This is a genomic window from Bacillus sp. N5-665, from assembly GCF_022637375.2.
GTDB lineage: Bacteria > Bacillota > Bacilli > Bacillales > Bacillaceae_G > Bacillus_A > Bacillus_A wiedmannii.
This window is the reverse complement of record NZ_CP093325.1, coordinates 1,490,610-1,508,968: the sequence shown is the minus strand read 5'-3', so window position 1 is coordinate 1,508,968 and position 18,359 is coordinate 1,490,610. Positions and strand designations below refer to the sequence as shown.

General features: G+C 36.2%; 19 protein-coding genes and 1 other annotated feature. All 19 genes read right to left on the bottom strand.

Annotated elements, in window-relative coordinates:
* Nucleotides 1-2: 2 nt before the first annotated feature.
* Nucleotides 3-461, bottom strand: coding sequence for a lipoprotein signal peptidase LspA (lspA, locus tag MNO09_RS10360; RefSeq protein WP_000642186.1), 459 nt, complete (start codon nt 459-461; stop codon nt 3-5).
* 124 nt (nt 462-585) lie between these two features.
* Nucleotides 586-915, bottom strand: coding sequence for a TraR/DksA C4-type zinc finger protein (locus MNO09_RS10355; protein WP_001004658.1), 330 nt, complete (start codon nt 913-915; stop codon nt 586-588).
* Nucleotides 916-1,072: 157 nt separating this feature from the next.
* Entirely contained in the window at nt 1,073-3,838 is a 2,766-nt protein-coding gene (gene ileS2 / locus MNO09_RS10350; RefSeq protein ID WP_000455965.1) for an isoleucine--tRNA ligase, read from the bottom strand.
* Nucleotides 3,839-3,909: 71 nt separating this feature from the next.
* Nucleotides 3,910-4,134 (bottom strand) — a binding site (T-box leader).
* A 51-nt stretch (nt 4,135-4,185) separates the two neighbouring features.
* Nucleotides 4,186-4,692, bottom strand: a complete 507-nt coding sequence (gene divIVA, locus MNO09_RS10345) for a septum site-determining protein DivIVA (RefSeq protein WP_001131609.1) — start codon at nt 4,690-4,692, stop codon at nt 4,186-4,188.
* Between the two features lie 89 nt (nt 4,693-4,781).
* Complete coding sequence (locus MNO09_RS10340) at nt 4,782-5,549, bottom strand: YlmH family RNA-binding protein (RefSeq protein ID WP_000029705.1); 768 nt, start codon at nt 5,547-5,549, stop codon at nt 4,782-4,784.
* Between the two features lie 15 nt (nt 5,550-5,564).
* On the bottom strand, nt 5,565-5,828 hold the full coding sequence (locus tag MNO09_RS10335; protein WP_000259081.1) for a YggT family protein: 264 nt from the start codon (nt 5,826-5,828) through the stop codon (nt 5,565-5,567).
* 6 nt (nt 5,829-5,834) lie between these two features.
* Nucleotides 5,835-6,305, bottom strand: a complete 471-nt coding sequence (locus tag MNO09_RS10330) for a cell division protein SepF (RefSeq protein ID WP_000119131.1) — start codon at nt 6,303-6,305, stop codon at nt 5,835-5,837.
* 19 nt (nt 6,306-6,324) lie between these two features.
* Nucleotides 6,325-6,999 carry a YggS family pyridoxal phosphate-dependent enzyme gene (locus MNO09_RS10325; protein WP_000218035.1) on the bottom strand — a complete coding sequence of 225 codons (675 nt, stop codon included), beginning with the start codon at nt 6,997-6,999 and terminating at the stop codon, nt 6,325-6,327.
* The gene (gene pgeF / locus MNO09_RS10320) at nt 6,996-7,814 is read right to left on the bottom strand and encodes a peptidoglycan editing factor PgeF (protein ID WP_001249693.1); all 819 of its coding nucleotides are present in this window, start codon (nt 7,812-7,814) and stop codon (nt 6,996-6,998) included. Before pgeF ends, MNO09_RS10325 begins: the two co-directional genes overlap by 4 nt.
* 117 nt (nt 7,815-7,931) lie before the next feature.
* The gene (locus tag MNO09_RS10315; RefSeq protein WP_000619414.1) at nt 7,932-8,210 is read right to left on the bottom strand and encodes a YlmC/YmxH family sporulation protein; all 279 of its coding nucleotides are present in this window, start codon (nt 8,208-8,210) and stop codon (nt 7,932-7,934) included.
* A 172-nt stretch (nt 8,211-8,382) separates the two neighbouring features.
* Nucleotides 8,383-9,162, bottom strand: coding sequence for an RNA polymerase sporulation sigma factor SigG (gene sigG / locus MNO09_RS10310; RefSeq protein WP_000197753.1), 780 nt, complete (start codon nt 9,160-9,162; stop codon nt 8,383-8,385).
* Between the two features lie 157 nt (nt 9,163-9,319).
* Nucleotides 9,320-10,039, bottom strand: coding sequence for an RNA polymerase sporulation sigma factor SigE (sigE, locus tag MNO09_RS10305; RefSeq protein WP_000976947.1), 720 nt, complete (start codon nt 10,037-10,039; stop codon nt 9,320-9,322).
* A gap of 19 nt (nt 10,040-10,058) precedes the next feature.
* Nucleotides 10,059-10,976: a sigma-E processing peptidase SpoIIGA gene (gene spoIIGA / locus MNO09_RS10300; protein WP_000261992.1), complete on the bottom strand. Its 918-nt coding sequence runs from the start codon at nt 10,974-10,976 to the stop codon at nt 10,059-10,061.
* Between the two features lie 313 nt (nt 10,977-11,289).
* On the bottom strand, nt 11,290-12,444 hold the full coding sequence (gene ftsZ, locus MNO09_RS10295) for a cell division protein FtsZ (protein ID WP_000888983.1): 1,155 nt from the start codon (nt 12,442-12,444) through the stop codon (nt 11,290-11,292).
* 39 nt (nt 12,445-12,483) lie between these two features.
* Nucleotides 12,484-13,791 (bottom strand): cell division protein FtsA, encoded by a 1,308-nt coding sequence (gene ftsA / locus MNO09_RS10290; protein WP_001087543.1) that lies wholly within the window; start codon nt 13,789-13,791, stop codon nt 12,484-12,486.
* A gap of 400 nt (nt 13,792-14,191) precedes the next feature.
* Nucleotides 14,192-14,962 carry a cell division protein DivIB gene (gene divIB / locus MNO09_RS10285; protein ID WP_000798232.1) on the bottom strand — a complete coding sequence of 257 codons (771 nt, stop codon included), beginning with the start codon at nt 14,960-14,962 and terminating at the stop codon, nt 14,192-14,194.
* A 98-nt stretch (nt 14,963-15,060) separates the two neighbouring features.
* On the bottom strand, nt 15,061-15,966 hold the full coding sequence (gene murB / locus MNO09_RS10280; RefSeq protein WP_000437051.1) for a UDP-N-acetylmuramate dehydrogenase: 906 nt from the start codon (nt 15,964-15,966) through the stop codon (nt 15,061-15,063).
* Between the two features lie 61 nt (nt 15,967-16,027).
* The gene (murG, locus tag MNO09_RS10275) at nt 16,028-17,122 is read right to left on the bottom strand and encodes an undecaprenyldiphospho-muramoylpentapeptide beta-N-acetylglucosaminyltransferase (protein ID WP_001265424.1); all 1,095 of its coding nucleotides are present in this window, start codon (nt 17,120-17,122) and stop codon (nt 16,028-16,030) included.
* Between the two features lie 104 nt (nt 17,123-17,226).
* Complete coding sequence (gene spoVE, locus MNO09_RS10270) at nt 17,227-18,318, bottom strand: stage V sporulation protein E (protein ID WP_000753517.1); 1,092 nt, start codon at nt 18,316-18,318, stop codon at nt 17,227-17,229.
* Nucleotides 18,319-18,359 lie beyond the last annotated feature (41 nt).

Below are 18,359 nucleotides of genomic sequence, written 5' to 3'. Positions count from 1 at the left end.
AATTACTCCTTCGTTTTCTTGCCTTCTAATAATGTTTGAATAATAATTAATACAACACCAATACATAATGCTGAATCAGCTATATTGAATACTGGATAGTTGTACGAGAAAATATACACGTGAATGAAATCCACTACTTCTTGTCTAAATACACGATCAATGAAATTACCAATTGCTCCGCCTAATATTAGACCTAATGAAATCCCTAGAAGTTTGTCTGTTTTCGCATATTTTTGCATATAAATTACAATAAATACTACAAAAACGACTGTAATAATGTAGAAAAACCACATTTTATTTTCTAAAATCCCCCAGGCAGCTCCTCTATTTCGATGTGATGTTATGTATAATACATTATCGATAATCGGAATGCTCGTACCCAATTCCATGTTCTTTACAATTAGCCATTTCGATATTTGATCGATGGCAATGACAAATAACGCTATTACATAATATATCATTTTCATTTCCCCCACAAAGACAGTGTACCTCAAAATTTTAGCATAGCTGCAACCTTTTCACAATGAACCTTTATAGAAGAATAAAATAAATTAAAAAAAGGTAATATAATATCGTTGTGCGCATTCATACATTTACTTTTTCATAGAAAAATTCATGAATGGTACGGGCAGTCGGCATCGTCTTCATTTGTTTTACCGAAATTGCTCTCCCCGTTTCTTCACAAATACCATACATATCTATTTCCATTTTAAATAATGCACGTTCTACATCTTTTAAGTCCTCTTTTATATCATGTAATAGGAGTTTTTTCTTTATCTCTTCCTTAATTTCATATCCAAGCTCTTCGCTAAACTCTGTATCATATTTGTGCATGACCTCTTTAGCTAGCCTCTCTTGTAACTCTTTTCGCATCAATTGCAATTCTTCTTTGATTTCCATATACATTTCATTCACGTGTACATTCCTCCCAGCTGCAATGTACGATTAGTGTGTCCGAAATTTCTATGCTTACCTCACACACATTTTTCCTTCATAGGAAAGAGAGTGGAAGTTATTTTAATATATCATCAATAAAAAAACTGACTGTACTTACGCACAGTCAGTTTTTTTATTATTTTACATAGTTTTCTTTAACAACTGTTGCACAACGCTCACATAATGTTTCATGTTCAGCGTCTTTACCAATTGTTTCTGAAACTACCCAACAACGTTCACATGTTTCACCAGTTGCTTGAGCAACAACAACCGCTGTATGCTCATACTTCGGCGCATCTGCTGGCGCTTCTTCCATCATACCACCAAGTTTATACTCAGAAACGATGAATAATTGCTTTAAGTCTTCGCTAATAGACTCTAACATAGTTTTCATTTCTACAGTCGGATATAGCGTAATACTTGCATTTAATGACTTACCGATTACTTTCTCATTACGAGCTACTTCTAACGCTTTTAATACGTCATCACGCAGCGTCATAAATGCATCCCATTTTGTTTTTAATGCTTCCGCACCATCTAATTGTACAGCTTCTGGCATATTAGTTAATTGTACACTTTCTTCTGTTACACCCGGAATATATGGCCATACTTCATCAGCTGTATGCGGTAAGATTGGTGTTACAAGTTTCGTCAATGCAACAAGAACATCATATAATACAGTTTGAATTGCACGACGCTCTTCATGGTTTGCACCTTCAATGTATAAAATGTCTTTTGCAAAGTCTAAGTAGAATGAACTTAAATCAATTGTACAGAAGTTATGAATTGCATGATACACAGCAGCGAAGTCGTATGTTTCATATGCTTCTTTTACTTTTGTAATTAAGTCATTTAATTTCACTAACATGTAACGATCTACTTCACGAAGTTCAGCTACAGCTACTGTATTTTCACTTGGCTTAAAGTCATCTAAGTTTCCTAATAAGAAACGGAATGTGTTACGGATTTTACGATACACTTCTGCTACTTGTTTTAAAATATCATCTGAAATACGTACATCAGATTGATAGTCAACAGAAGATACCCATAAGCGTAAAATATCTCCACCTAATTGATCCATAATTTTCTTCGGTACGACGATATTTCCAATCGACTTACTCATTTTACGTCCTTCACCATCTAATACGAAACCGTGGCTTAGTACGCCTTTATATGGAGCTTTACCTGTTACAGCAACTGCTGTTGATAATGAAGAGTTAAACCAACCACGATACTGGTCAGATCCTTCTAAATATAAATTAGCTGGACGTTGTAAGTCTTCGCGCTCTTCTAATACTGCTTGGTGAGAAGAACCTGAATCGAACCATACATCCATGATGTCTGTTTCTTTACGGAATTCACCATTTGGGCTACCTGTATGTGTAAATCCTTCTGGTAATAGATCTTTCGCTTCACGCTCAAACCATACGTTAGAACCGTGCTCACGGAATAAATCTGCTACATGGTTAATTGTTTCATCTGTAATAATTGGATCACCATTCTCTGCATAGAATACAGGGATTGGCACACCCCATGCACGCTGACGAGAAATACACCAGTCACCACGGTCACGAACCATATTATGAAGACGAGTTTCTCCCCATGCTGGTACCCATTTTGTTTCCGCAACAGCTTCTAATAATTCTTTACGGAACGCTTCAATAGATGCAAACCACTGTGCTGTCGCACGGAAAATAATTGGTTTTTTCGTTCTCCAATCATGTGGGTATGAATGCGTAATGAATGTTAGTTTCAGTAACGCGCCTACTTCTTCTAATTTTTCTGTAATTGGCTTGTTAGCTTTATCATAGAATAAGCCTTCAAATCCAGGTGCTTCATTTGTTAATACACCTTTATCATCAACTGGGCAAAGTACTTCTAATCCATACTTTTTACCAACAACGAAGTCATCTTCCCCGTGTCCTGGTGCTGTATGAACACAACCTGTACCTGCATCTGTTGTTACGTGATCTCCTAGCATAACTAATGAATCACGATCGTAGAATGGATGTTTTGCAACTGTATACTCAAGTTCGCTACCTTTTACCGTTTTCACAACTTCAGCATTTTCCCACTCTAACGTTTTTGCAACTGTCTCAAATAGTTCAGAAGCAATAATATATTTTTCATCATTTACTTTTACAATAGCGTATTCAAGTTCTGGGTGAACAGAAATACCTAAGTTTGCAGGTAACGTCCAAGGTGTTGTTGTCCAGATAATGAATTTCTCATCACCTTCTAATACGTTCTTTCCGTCTTTTACAGGAAATGCTACGTAAATAGATGCTGATTTTTTATCTTGGTATTCAATTTCAGCTTCTGCTAAAGCTGATTCACTCGTTGGAGACCAGTAAACTGGTTTCTGTCCTTTATAGATATAACCTTTTTTCGCCATATCACCGAACACTTTAATTTGTTGCGCTTCATAAGCCGGCTCTAAAGTAATATATGGGTTATCCCAATCTGCACGTACACCTAAACGCTTAAATTGTTCACGTTGACGTTCTACTTGTTCATATGCATACTCTGCACATAACTTACGGAACTCAGCAACTGTCATTTCTTTACGCTTTACACCTTTATTTGTTAAAGCTTGCTCAATTGGTAAACCGTGTGTATCCCAACCCGGTACATATGGTGCGCAGTAACCAGTCATTGATTTATAACGAACAATAAAGTCTTTTAACACTTTATTTAATGCATGTCCCATATGAATGTCACCATTCGCATATGGAGGTCCATCATGCAGTACAAATAAAGGACGACCTTTCGTATGTTCTTGTACCTTTTCATAAATATTCATTTCAGCCCACTGTTCTTGCATTGCAGGCTCACGTTTTGGTAAATTCCCACGCATTGGGAACTCTGTTTTTGGCATTAGTAATGTATTTTTGTACTCCATGCTCAATTCCTCCTTACATGTATAAAAGAAACACTTAAAAAACGGAATAAAAAAGAGACCTTCTCATCCCAAAAAGGGACGAGAAAGTCTCCCGCGGTACCACCCTAGTAGATCCTATACGTATGTATACAATCCTCTTTATATTCTTAACGCGAATATACGCCTACGCTTACTCTATTTGTTCAGCGCGGAACTCCAGGGTGATATTCCCATTATCTCCTTATCCTGAGCTTACACCATCCTCAGTTCGCTATATAAGGTATGAAAAAGGTACTTATCCCTATCTTCGTTTTTCTTAATAAATATGTTGTTTAAAATTATATGTAATAATGAGAAAAACGTCAAGCTTACACTGTTTCTTCTTTTTTCAACAGTTCATCTACTTCGTCTTCTAACTCAATTAGTTTATCCCAATCATCGTTGTTTAACATTTCAAGCTGTGTTTCTAATAACATACGGAAACGAGTGCGGAATACTTTCGCTTGTTTCTTTAGCTCTTCAATATCAAAAGCAACTTTTCTTGATTTTACTAACGCTTCGTTAATAATACGGTCTGCATTCTTTTCAGCTTCACGTACGATTAATTTTGCTTCTTTTTGCGCATTACGTTTTACTTCTTCCGCTGCTTCTTGTGCAACGATGATAGATTTGTTTAACGTATCTTCAATATTAGAGAAATGATCTAACTTCCCTTCTAATTGCGCAACTTTTTCTTCTAAAGCTTTTTTCTCACGAATGACTAATTCATAATCTTTGATAATTTGATCAAGAAACTCATTTACTTGATCTTCATCATAGCCACGGAATCCGCGACCAAATTCTTTGTTATGAATATCTAATGGTGTTAACGGCACAACGCCACCTCCAAGTAGTTATCTAAATTTCCTCTTTCAATTATATCTTTTCTTCGACAAAATAGGAGGATTTCCTTCTAAAAAACCAATCATTTTAGTATACCATACAAAATTCTCCATTTGTCGCGCTTTGTTCTACCTTCTACAGAAAACAATTTACTTCGTCCATATCCTCTCACTGAAAAAACATCTCCTGAATAACATTCATAAGAAGTTTGCTCCACTGTTTTCCAATTAACTTTTACTAAACCATTTTTTATGAAAGGTTGTACTTTTTGTCTGGATATATGTAACATTTCAGCTAACATAACATCTAAACGAAGTGAAGAAACCGTTCCAGATTTCTCTCCCCACGTTTCTTGCATCTGTAGAATTTTTTCTCCTTGCACTGGTGATAAGGAGACTTTCACTTTCCCTATAGATTGTAAGTTCATCTCAATATAAGATACAACTTCTTTCGCGACTACAATTTGGGCACGATCTTCTTGAAGCAAAATATCACCACATTTTTCTCTCGTTAAACCAAGAGACATAAATGTACCTAATATTTGCCTATGTTCTAGCGTATAAAACTTGGAAGGATAGTCAATTTCCAATACTTCTACTTGAAATTCCTCTTCATTCACTTCTAGATAATCTGGATAAATGAGTGCTCTTTTACGCTCTGCATGAGGCGTTGCACCATCAAACTGTACCGCAACATCCCCTTGACCTATTACCATAGTGACAATTTGTTGTTGTCTTGGATCAAGGAAGTCTGTTAACTTCACTTGATGGTACTCCGCTGCTCGCTTCCACTCTAACACCTTATCCACAAAGACCTCTTCATCGGGTCTGAAATGTTCATAGATGCTCATGTATTTAACCTCTTACTATAAGAAATAGCGGAATATACTTACTAAACCATTCGTAGCAAGCTTTAACGCAAAAATCGCAACGAGTGGAGAGATATCAATCATACCAAGCGGCGGAATAAATCTGCGAAATGGTTCTAAATACGGTTCACAAATACGTGCAAGAATTTCTCCAAAAGTTGATTCCTTTGCACCAGGGAACCATGATAGAAGAATGTAAATAATAAGTGCCCACGAGTAGATCTCGATAGCAGTAATTAAAACGTTTAAAACTGTTACCATGGCGTATTACCACCTCTTTATATTTGTGTCTTCTTCTTCACCGAATAACTCTGAAATTGCACCAACAATATCTACATTTTCAGGGGTACACATAAATGTTTTCGGTCCTATTTTTTGAATGTCCCCGCCTATAGCGTATACAGTACCACTTAAAAAGTCAACGATACGTACAGCTTGATCAGTAGACATTCGTTGTAAATTAATCACAACAGCTCGTCTACCTTTTAAATGGTCCGAAATCCCTTGTGCTTCCGAATATGTGCGTGGTTCTAATAAAACAACTTTTGAAGATTGCTTTGCCGTTTCAATGCTCACAACATTTTGTTTCGGTTGCGCTTTTGGAAACGCAACATCTTGTTGTTCTGGCGGATCTTGCTGCTTCTTCATGTCTGTTTGCTCCTTTTCATAACTATATTGAGCTGCTTCTTTTTCTTCCGGTGTATCAAAAAAGAAGTATTTTACTTTTGACCAACTCATAATAAGATTCTCCTTCCTTTTACGCTTTTCCTACTAAAATCGTCCCCAAACGAATATATGTAGCACCTTCTTCAATTGCAATCGTGTAATCGTTAGACATTCCCATTGATAATTCTTTACATGGCGCATGTAATAATTCTAGCTCCTGCACCTCTGTTTGTAGCATACATAACTCCTTAAAACAGCGTCTGATTTCTTCCTCTTCTTCTGTAAACGGAGCCATTGTCATTAGTCCAACCACTTCAATCTTATCCAATTCTTGCAAACTTTGAATAAAAGAAACGGTTTCTTCTATTGCCAATCCTTGCTTTGATTCTTCAGATGATGTTTTTACTTGAATAAAACATTTCACTTTCTTATCAGCACGTTTTTGAATTTCTTTTGCAAGTGAAAGACGATCTAACGAATGTAAATAATCAATTTCATTAATGATTTCTTTTACTTTTCTCGTTTGTAATGATCCAATAAAATGCCAATTCACTTTTGAACCGAAATGTTCGTACTTCTGTAAGAAACTTTCATTTCTATTTTCACCTAAATCGATAATTCCAGCTTCAATTACTTCGTTTGTTTTTTCAATTCCTACCGTTTTTGTAACCGCAACGAGTTTAATATCTTGCAACGAACGTCCCGCTCGTACGCAAGATTGTTTAATTGCTTCATTTACAGTTGTTAAATTTTTTTGTACTGTCACTTGCTTTTTTCCTCCTTAAAACCTATGAAACTCAACATTCTTCCTGTCTTACCTTGATCACGACGATGAGAGAAAAATAGTTGTTCTTCACAGCTTGTACAAAGAGATGACATTACAATATTCTCTTCTTTTATGCCTGATTGTACACATAATATACGATTAATTTCTTTTAAATTAATTGCGTACTGCCCATCAGAAATTTTTTTATAAGGGACAGAGCCGTTTACTACTTGCTCTGCTGCTGTTAATACTCGATCATCAACAACGTAACAACAAGATCCAATTGCTGGTCCAATTGCAACATGAATTTCATCACTTGAAATCCCTTCTGCATTCCATTTTTGAATCATTTCCTTTGCAATCTCTTTTACAGTCCCTTTCCATCCAGCATGCGCAAGTCCTATCATACCATGTGATGGTGCATAAAAATAGAGTGGAACACAATCCGCGTAACATGATGTTAGAAGAACATCATTATTAGTCGTATAAATGCCATCTGTTTTTGAAATGCCGTCTTCATATGAATAGACGCCACTTCCTTTTTCCTGTTGTCCTACTTTTTCAACATGATGATCATGAACTTGTTCAGAGCAAATCCAGTTTTCTAATGGTTTTTGTAACTTATTTGCTAAAATGCGTCTGTTTTCATGAACGTTCTCCACGATATCATTCACATGTAATCCTAAATTCATCGCATGAAAGGAGCCCGTACTTACCCCACCATCTTTTGTCGTAAATCCAGCAGTAATGTTTCCAAGTTCTTTCCACGCTTGTAAATACAGTATACCGTCCACATATTTAAATGGTTGTCTCATAAAGTGACTCCTTTTAATTAAAATAACATAAAAAAGCATGGTACTTCCTGTCTATTTTACCATACTTTTATTTTTTCATAATACCAACAGAAAAAAAAGAGGAATTTGTAATATTCTTTATGAAATTGTCGGTGTTTGTATTGATTCTGTTACAGAATTAACAGGATTTACTCTAACAAGTATGACATCTTCCCCAATTTTCATAATTTCCTCCCAAGGAATTACAATTTCTACATCCTTCCCAAAGATCCCTAACATACGTGCCTGTTTGGAAATAATAATAGACCCGATCTTCCCTGTGTTCATATCAATTTCAATATCTCCAATATTCCCAAGCCTTTTTCCATCTGAAACATTTATTATCTCTTTCATCTGCAACTCCGAAATTCTTATCATTTTCATCCTCTCCCTTATATATGACGAATTGAAAAAACACTGTTTCTCAAATTAACAGGAAGCACCCTCTACTAATCCCATATTATTTTCATTATATGAACACAGCTTCCCTACTATGAGCGAAGACAAACTATATTACATATAAAAAGGTTTCACCATAAATGGTGAAACCTTATCCTTGAATCGTCTTATTCATTTGTTTAATAGCTGATTTCTCTAAACGTGACACTTGTGCTTGAGAAATCCCAATTTCTTCTGCAACTTCCATTTGTGTCTTTCCTTGAAAGAAACGTTTTCGAATAATCATTTTCTCACGATCATTTAAACGCTTCATCCCTTCTTTCAGTGCTAACTCTTCAACCCACTGCTCGTCCTTTTGTTTTTCATCACTTAACTGATCCATAACAAAGATAGGATCTCCCCCATCGTTATAAATCGGTTCAAATAATGAAACTGGATCTTGAATCGCATCTAATGCAAAAACAATTTCTTCATGAGTCACTTCAAGCACTTTTGCAATATCCATTGCTGTTGGCTCTTTTGAATTTTCTGCAATCAATTTCTCTCTTACTTGTAACGCTTTATACGCAATATCTCGTAATGATCGAGATACGCGAATCGGATTATTATCACGCAAATATCTGCGTATTTCCCCAATAATCATCGGCACAGCATACGTTGAAAATTTTACATTTTGGCCTAAATCAAAGTTATCAATGGATTTCATAAGTCCGATGCAACCAACTTGAAATAAATCGTCAACATATTCTCCTCTGTTATTAAATCTTTGGATGACGCTCAGTACAAGACGTAAGTTTCCATTCACTAATTTCTCTCTTGCGCTTATCTCTCCACTTTGCATTTCACGAAATAATTTACGCATTTCATCATTTTTTAGTACGGGAAGTTTAGCTGTATCAACACCGCAAATTTCTACTTTGTTTCTCGTCAAAGTGTTCCCTCCTATCGGGAGTTGCTGTACAGTGTAAAGTATTTCCTTTGAAGGGGATTTTATGCATGCGGTTTTCTCTTCATTTTTCATTTTCGTTGTCTCTTCTCATACAACGAAAGAGAATAAGACCAGCCTAGATAACGGCTGGTCTTATTCTTTACACCATTTTATTAAATTCTTTTCGTAATCTTTTTATGATTCTTTTTTCTAAACGCGAAATGTATGACTGTGAAATCCCAAGCATATCCGCCACATCTTTTTGCGTCTTTTCCTCTTCTCCAGCAAGCCCAAACCGAAGTTCCATAATTTGTTTTTCACGATCATTTAATTGATGCAATGCTTTCATTAGAAGATGACGATCTACAGTAGCTTCTAAATCTTTTGTAATAATATCATCATCTGTACCTAATACATCTGATAACAAAAGTTCATTCCCATCCCAATCGATGTTAAGCGGTTCGTCAAAAGAAACTTCTGAACGATTTTTATTATTCCGACGCAAATGCATTAAAATTTCATTTTCTATACAACGTGAGGCATATGTCGCTAATTTTATTTTCTTTTCCGGATTAAATGTATTCACTGCTTTAATAAGGCCGATTGTTCCTATACTAATCAAATCTTCAATATTTATCCCTGTATTTTCAAACTTTCTTGCTATATATACAACTAACCGTAAGTTGCGTTCAATCAGTAACGATCTTGCTGCCTGATCTCCTTTTGGCAATTTATTCAAAAGAACTTCCTCTTCTTCTTTCGTTAACGGTGGTGGCAACGCTTCACTTCCACCGATGTAATAAATTTCATCGGTCTTAATTCCTAATTTCAACAATACTTTATACCAAAGGTATACTAAATAAAATTTTAATTTCATCATATTATCCCGCCTCCCATTATTAAGCAATTACCATTTTTTGCGAAATTAACATTTTCGGATGCACAATACATTGATACTCTCCATTGGTTGACAACTGTTGTGTATTTAATCCAATCAATACTTTGCTGACTACAATAGAACTACCTTCATGATGAATTTGCACACTGTCTGGCTTAATTGCCCATAAAAATTGATTCTCTACTCCTACTGCTCTGAAAGGAATTAAGCGTAATTTTGTCGCCCAGCCAGAATCATTTTCTGGTATTTGAGGAATCTCTGTTTTGGAATAAATTTGTTCTGTTAACCAAGCTGGCAAGCAATGCTCTAATGATGAAATATGCATAATCATAACGGGTGTTTTTGTTAACGGGTCGTAAAGTTGGTTCCCACTATCAATTAAACCTGCGAGTTCTAGTTCCTCTTCAGCTAATTGAATTTTCAATTTCACAATTTGGTCATAGTGTATTTTTGTAACCTCTACGCTTTCAATACGCTTTTTAGAAAAATAATAAATTACTGGAAAACCAAAAACAACAAACAACCAGCTAATTGGATCACCGTAAGAAATTGATTGAGATTGAACCAATCCATTTACCATTTCATTCGTTTGCAAAAAGAAATGAGTCCCAATTAACCCTCCGCCAACCATAAAGGTTACAAAGTAAAAAGTAAAAACAGTTTGTGCATAGTTTCTAAACGTTGTAAACCCAAATGCTGTATACACAATAAGTAACGAGTACAGTAGTTTCATAATTGGATGTGTCATCATAGAAGCAAAAGGAGTAAAGGCAAAAATAACAATGGTTGAACCTATAAGTGCCCCTAACACAAGCCTCCATCTTTTGATCTTCTTTTTTAACACGGTTGCTGTTAATAAAAGTAAAAGAAAATCAATGCAGGCGTTTAACAACCAAACAACGTCGGCGTAAACAACCAAACAATTCACCTCTTTTTTTAAGTTGAGACTAGTATAATGCATATCCAATAGGAAAGTGTGTCAATTTGCGGAGGTGTTTTTTTGTTATTTTGTGCTTTCTAGACAAAATCTGTCGGTAAAAAATAAAAGTATATGTTTCATAGAATACTATATCTTTTTACTTATATATTAAGTGAAACTTTAATCACCCCACACCAATCAGGCTGCCCAGCAAATAGCGGGATAAATCGAAATATATAAAATAAAAAAAGACCTGCTTAGCAGATCTTTTCTCTGTATAAAACAAAAAAGGAGCATGAAAGCTCCTTTTCTTTTATCGTCTACGACGGTTACGTAAGAATGCTGGAATATCGATGTCATCTGAATCTGTATGACGCTCATGCACAACCGGCTCTTCACGTTTCATTTCACGCTTAACTTCACGTTGTTTTGAAGGTTGAGCTACTTGCTGTTGCTGTTGTTGCGTGTGATTCGCAGTCGGACGGATAATTGGTTTTGGTGGCTGCGTCGAAGCACTATCATCAAAACCAGTTGCAATTACAGTTACAACGATATCATCTTTTAATCCTTCATTAATAACAGAACCGAAGATCATATTTACTTCTGGATCTGAAGCTGAAGCTACAATGTCTGCCGCTTCTTGTACTTCATATAAGCTTAAGTTAGCTCCACCCGTAATGTTCATGATAACACCTTGAGCTCCATCAATAGATGTTTCTAATAATGGACTAGAAATCGCTTTTTTCGCAGCTTCAGCAGCACGATTTTCTCCATTACCAGAACCAATACCCATTAAAGCAGAACCTCTATTAGACATAATTGTCTTTACGTCTGCGAAGTCTAAGTTAATTAAACCTGGTGTTGCAATTAAATCAGAAATACCTTGAACACCTTGACGTAATACGTTATCTGCTTCACGGAATGCTTCTAACATCGGCGTATTTTTATCAACAATCTCTAATAAGCGATCGTTTGGAATTACAATAAGTGTATCTACATTTTCTTTAAATGCCGCAATACCAGATGCTGCTTGCGTTGCACGTTTACGTCCTTCAAATGTAAATGGACGTGTCACAACACCAACTGTTAATGCACCTAATTCTTTTGCAACTTGAGCAACAACTGGAGCTGCACCAGTTCCAGTTCCGCCGCCCATACCAGCAGTTACGAAGACCATATCTGCACCACGAAGTGCTTCTTGGATCTGTTCTTTACTTTCTTCTGCAGCTTTTTTCCCTACTTCAGGGTTTGCACCTGCACCAAGTCCACGTGTTAATTTTCCACCAATTTGCATTTTTGTTTCAGCTTTTGATAGATTTAATGCTTGTGCATCAGTATTCACAGCGATAAAGTCTACACCTTGTACACCGTGTTCAATCATACGGTTTACAGCATTATTTCCGCCACCGCCGACACCGATAACTTTTATATTCGCTAATTGATCTTGAGTAGTATCAAACTCTAACATGTCGAAATCCCCCTAGAACCTCATTTTTCGTGTCCAATTTTAATCCCATAAATAACGGAATACACGTTTTACTTTTGACATCATACGTTCATCATTTTGATTATTATTGTTTTGATTACGAGTTTTTTGTTTCGCAGGTTGCTGTTGTACCGGCGTTGGTGCTGGTGCTGGTACTGGTTCAAAATGTTCTTGCTTTTCCTGCACATTTTTTCCACGTAATTTAGCTTTTTGATAAGAATGTTTAATTAATCCTACTCCACTTGTATATTGGGGCTCACGCACACCAATATAATCAGGAGTCGCTATACGAACATTTTCATGTAAAATATCATATGCAAGATCAAGAACACCCGGCATAGAAGCAATTCCACCAGTTAGTACATAGCCAGAAGCTACTTGCTTTACTCCTAACTTACGCACTTCATCTTGAACAAACATTAAAATTTCCTCTACACGAGCCTCTATTATATCCGATAATTCCAACTGAGAATATTGTTCTGTTTGATCGCTTCCCATAATAGGAACCGTAAACATCTCTTCTTCAGATGCTGTATCATAAAAAGCATGTCCATATTTCAACTTTATTTGATCTGCATTGTCTGTTGAAGTTTTCAACCCAATCGCAATATCCTTCGTTATATGGTCTCCACCTAACGGTAATACGCTCGTCGCTTGTAACTCTCCATCTTTAAAAATAGATAAAGTTGTAGATCCTCCCCCCATATCAACAAGGGCTACTCCTCTATGTTTTTCATCTGAAGATATAGCAACTGTTGCAGCCGCTAAAGGTTGAAGACAAATATCAACTATTTCAAGACCTGCTTTTTCTACACAACGAAGTAGGTTATGTAGTAAAGTTCTCGAGCCTGTTATAAGTGTACCTTCCATTTCTAATCTTACACCGATCATCCCGCGTGGATCGTTAATCTCGTCAAGACCGTCTACGATGAACTGTCGAGGTACCACATCAATAAACTCACGCTCTGGAGCAATTGACACAACTTGTGCTGCATCTAGAACGCGTAAGACATCTTCATTCCCGATTTCACGATCTTCATTTGAAACAGCGACTACTCCGTGACAAGGAAGTAGCTGTACCTGGTTTGCATTGACACCTACTACAACTTGCTCAATGTGGATTCCCACCATGCGCTCAGCTTGTTCAATTGCTTTTTTAATTGATCGAACAGTCTCGTCTATATCAACTATCGATCCCTTCTTTAAACCATTTGATTTTACATTTCCAACACCAATAATGTTTAAGCTGTCATTAACCATTTCACCAATGATGACTTTAACATTGGATGTACCGATGTCAAGACTAACATATATTTCATTGCTGTTCATTCTTTGGCACCTCCTTCTTTATTTATACCATACAACTCAATATATGGAACAACAATCGCAACTTTACTATTTATAAGAAAAATATTCAACGTCTTTATACGTTTCCCTTTTTTAACCCTATATTTTTCTTATTTTTATTTAACATTCATTTAAGAATATCGCAGTAAACTGTGAATAACTGCTTATCTTGAAATAATTCTATTTCAAGTGTAAAGATTACCGCCAAGTATAAGTCTACACTAAGATGTACTCATAGAAAAGTGAAACTTGTACCAATCCTAGTATGAATCTAAGAATTTTTACATCTTTTTCATCAAATGAACCATTCTTGTAAATTCAGATGCATCAAGTAGAACGTTCGTTTCGTTTTTTCTACAGGAACGTAGTAAAAACTATCGTTCTATTCTTTTTTTTCTTCCGCTCCTAATTCTTTCGTATATGCCCCTACTTCTAAATCAATTAATACCTTTTTACCCGGCTCAATTGTTTTTAAGATAAGCGGATAAGCTTCCATACGCTTTGCGAAATTTTGAATCGTAGTGCTCACTTCGTACCCTTCGTTCATATATAAAGTAAGGTGATCTTCATTCGCATTCGTCGGTGAATAACGAATTTCAGAAATAGACCTTAAAATAGTTGGTGTTAATTTTTCAAGCTCAGCAATTAACTCCTTCATTTTTTCCTCTTTAAAAGGTTCAAAAATTGGTGCTGCAACAGGAAGTTTTCCGTTCGGAAGTACATCAAGTGTTTTCCCGTTCTCTAGTAACGGTTGTAATTTCCCATCTTTGTTTATATAACCAATCGTTAAATATTCTTCAATATGAACATCAATTTTATTTGGAAAACGTTTTTTTACATTTACTGCTTTAATTTCTTTTCGTTTCGTTAGGTTTTCTTCTGCTTTATGTGCTGTCACTCGGAAATAACTTGTATCATACGTCACACCTGATTCCTTCATCACTTGTTCATCTGTCATATAATGATTTCCAAACACACTTATCTTTTTGATATTGCTTAGCGGAGACCGAAAATAAATTAAAAAGAGCACTAATAAAAATAAAATTGATATGTATAAAATCAACCGATGATTAACGTTTTTCTTGTTTTTCTTCTGTTGATTTTTTAACTTTGGTACACGATCCTGTAGTTTAATCACTTTACTATTTTTCATGTACGATCCCCCTACGTAACATAAAAAACGGCATGTTCCTCATGCCGTTCTTATCTTCTTATTATAACATAAATGATAATGAGCGGAACGAATAACCGTTATCTTCCAATGATTTCTACTTCTGTATGCATTTCTACGCCAAATTTATCCTTGATTGTTTGTTTTATTAATGCAATTAAAGATACGACATCTTGCGCACTGGCTCCCCCAGTATTAATAATAAAATTTCCATGCATTTCAGAAATTTGAGCTCCGCCTATTTGATAACCACGAAGCCCCGCCTTTTCTATTAAGTCTCCTGCAAAGTATGGGATTGGATTCCGAAATATGCTTCCTGCACAAGGATGATTCCACGGCTGTGTTTCACGGCGGTAGTCTTTATTCTTTTGCATGACGCTTACGATTCCCTCACGCTCTCCTACCTGCAATTGAAACTCAGCTTCCAAAACAATACCAGGACGTTTCGTTTGCAATACAGAAGTACGATAGGAAAACTCCATTTCTTCATGTGTTAACCAATCAATTGTTCCGTTTTCAAACAAAATAAGAGCTTTTGATAATATGTTTGATATATCCGATTTATGTGCTCCTGCATTCATATACACTGCACCACCAATACTTCCTGGAATACCACTGGCAAATTCCAGGCCGGATAACCCTTGACGACTAAGTAAAGTTGATAATTTAATAAGGGGATACCCACCACCAACTCTTACTCTATGTTTTTCGACTTCTAAGTGGTCTAATCCTTCTCCTAAACGAATAACGACACCTTCTATACCTAGATCAGATACAAGAAGGTTCGAACCTCGACCAATTACAGTCCACTTTGTTTTATATTTTTTTACTAACTGCAACGTTTTTTCAATACTGGCAACATGCTTTGGCACAATTAAAATATCAGCTGGTCCACCTATTTTCATAGTGGTATAACGCGCTAACGCTTCATTCACTAACACGCGACCAACATTTGCTTCTATAAGCTCATTTACTAATTGCTCCATAAACAATCTCCCCCATACTAAGTATCCTTATTACAGTAGTATGCAGGGCGTTCACCTAACGTTATTTTTTTACAAGCTTATTCATTACTTCATACAGCTTATTTGCTGCATCTGGAATACCTAATTGCCCCGCAGCCAGCTTCATATTTTGTAATGTTTGTGCATCTAATAAAATCTCATCAATATCACGAATAAGTGTTTCTGCTGTTAAATCTTTTTCAAGCAACATTTTTGCTGCTCCTTTATCGACAACGGAACGTGCATTCTTTTCCTGATGGTTATTTGTGACGTAAGGACTCGGTATTAACACACTTGGCTTACCTAACGCGGTTAATTCTGCAAGTGTTGTTGCCCCCGCTCTTGAAACAACAAGATCTACACCTGTAAGTACCTCTGGCATATTATGAATGAAAGGTTTAATAATAACATTATTCGGATTCCCTTTTTGCTTCACTGCTTCCATCACTTTGTCATAATGAACTTCACCTGTTACATACAATATTTCGTAACTTTTATTTCCAAACTGTTCAATTGCCTCTACGAAAGCATCGTTAATCGGTCTAGCCCCACGACTTCCACCAAAAATAAGTACCGATTTTTTAGGAAGAGATAAACCTACTGAACGTTTTCCTTTCATTCCATTCTGATCCATCACTTCTGATGCTCTTGGATTTCCTGTCATCACCACTTTTGACTGTGGAAAATGTTCTGCAGCCGCTTCAAAACAAACCGCAACTTTATCAACATAGCGACTTAAAAATTTATTCGTTACACCAGGTACACTATTTTGTTCATGTACAATGGTTGGAATACCTAATTTTGCTGCAGCATATACAACTGGTCCACATACATATCCACCCGTTCCAATCACAATATCCGGATTGAAACGACGAATATATCGTTTACTATCTTGTACACCCTTTAGGAAGCGCATCACCGTTTTCACGTTATCTAACGATATTTTACGCTTAAATCCACTTATAACAATAGATTGAAACGGTATGCCTGCTTTTGGAACGATTGTGCTCTCTAATCCACTCTCCGTACCAATATATAAAAACCTTGCTTCCGGATTTAATTTTTTTATTTCTCTTATTAGAGCAAGAGCCGGATAAATATGACCTCCAGTGCCCCCACCACTTACTAATACACGCACTACTAACTCCTCCGCTTCTCTTTTCTTATTTCAGTCGTATTTATTTCTATATACATCATGTTTCTTCGCGCACATACGAAAAACCCTGTCTTATAAAACAGGGTTTAGTAGCGAGAATGGCGACTTATATTTAATAATACACCTACTGCCATTAACATTAATGTCAAACTTGATCCACCATAACTTAAAAACGGCAAAGTAATACCTGTTACAGGCATCAATCCTGTTACAACACCAACATTAATCATTACTTGAATCGCAATCATCGCCACAATACCTACTGCTAAAAACGTACCATATAAATCTGGCGCTCCTAAAGCTATACGAATCCCACGCCATAATAATAGACTAAATAATAATAACACAAATGAACCACCAATAAAACCTAATTCCTCGGATAAGATTGCAAATATAAAGTCTGTTTGCGGTTCAGGTAAATAAAGAAACTTTTGTCTACTTTGTCCAAGTCCAAGCCCGAATAATCCACCAGGTCCAATTGCGAGTAACGATTGAATAATTTGAAATCCACTTCCAAGCGGATCTGACCACGGATCTAAATATGATGTAATACGCTTCATTCGATACGGTGCTGATGCAATTAGCCCTACAAATCCTGCTACACCAAGCAAACCAAACATTGCAAAGTGAAAGACCCTTGCTCCCGAGATAAATATCATAATAATACATGTCCCAACCATTACCGTTCCTGTTCCAAGATCTGGCTGTAACATAATCATCCCAAAAGCAAGAAATACAAAACTAAGAGCTGGTAGTAAACCACGTTTAAACGAGGTAATTAATTTTTGTCGTTCCGCTAAAAATTTCGCTAAAAAAATAATCATCGCAAACTTCATAAATTCTGACGGTTGAATGGAAAATGCCCCGATTCCAATCCAACTTCGCGCTCCTCCTCGAACAAGTCCTACCCCAGGAACAAGAACAAGAATAAGAAGAATGAAGCAAACTAGCAAAATTACTTTTGAATACGTACGCCACACCCAATAATCAATTTTCATAATTAAAAACATAGCCACTACACCAATACTTGCAAATAGCAATTGCCTTTTTGCAAAAAAGAACGAGTCCCCCATTTTATAAGAGGCCCAAACCGCACTCGCACTATACACCATAACCATTCCGATTGTTAACAACGCAAGTGTAACGATGATGAGAATAAAATCAGGCGTTTTCTTCATTACCCATAAACACCACCTCTTTAGGCAGAAACTTTTGCCCT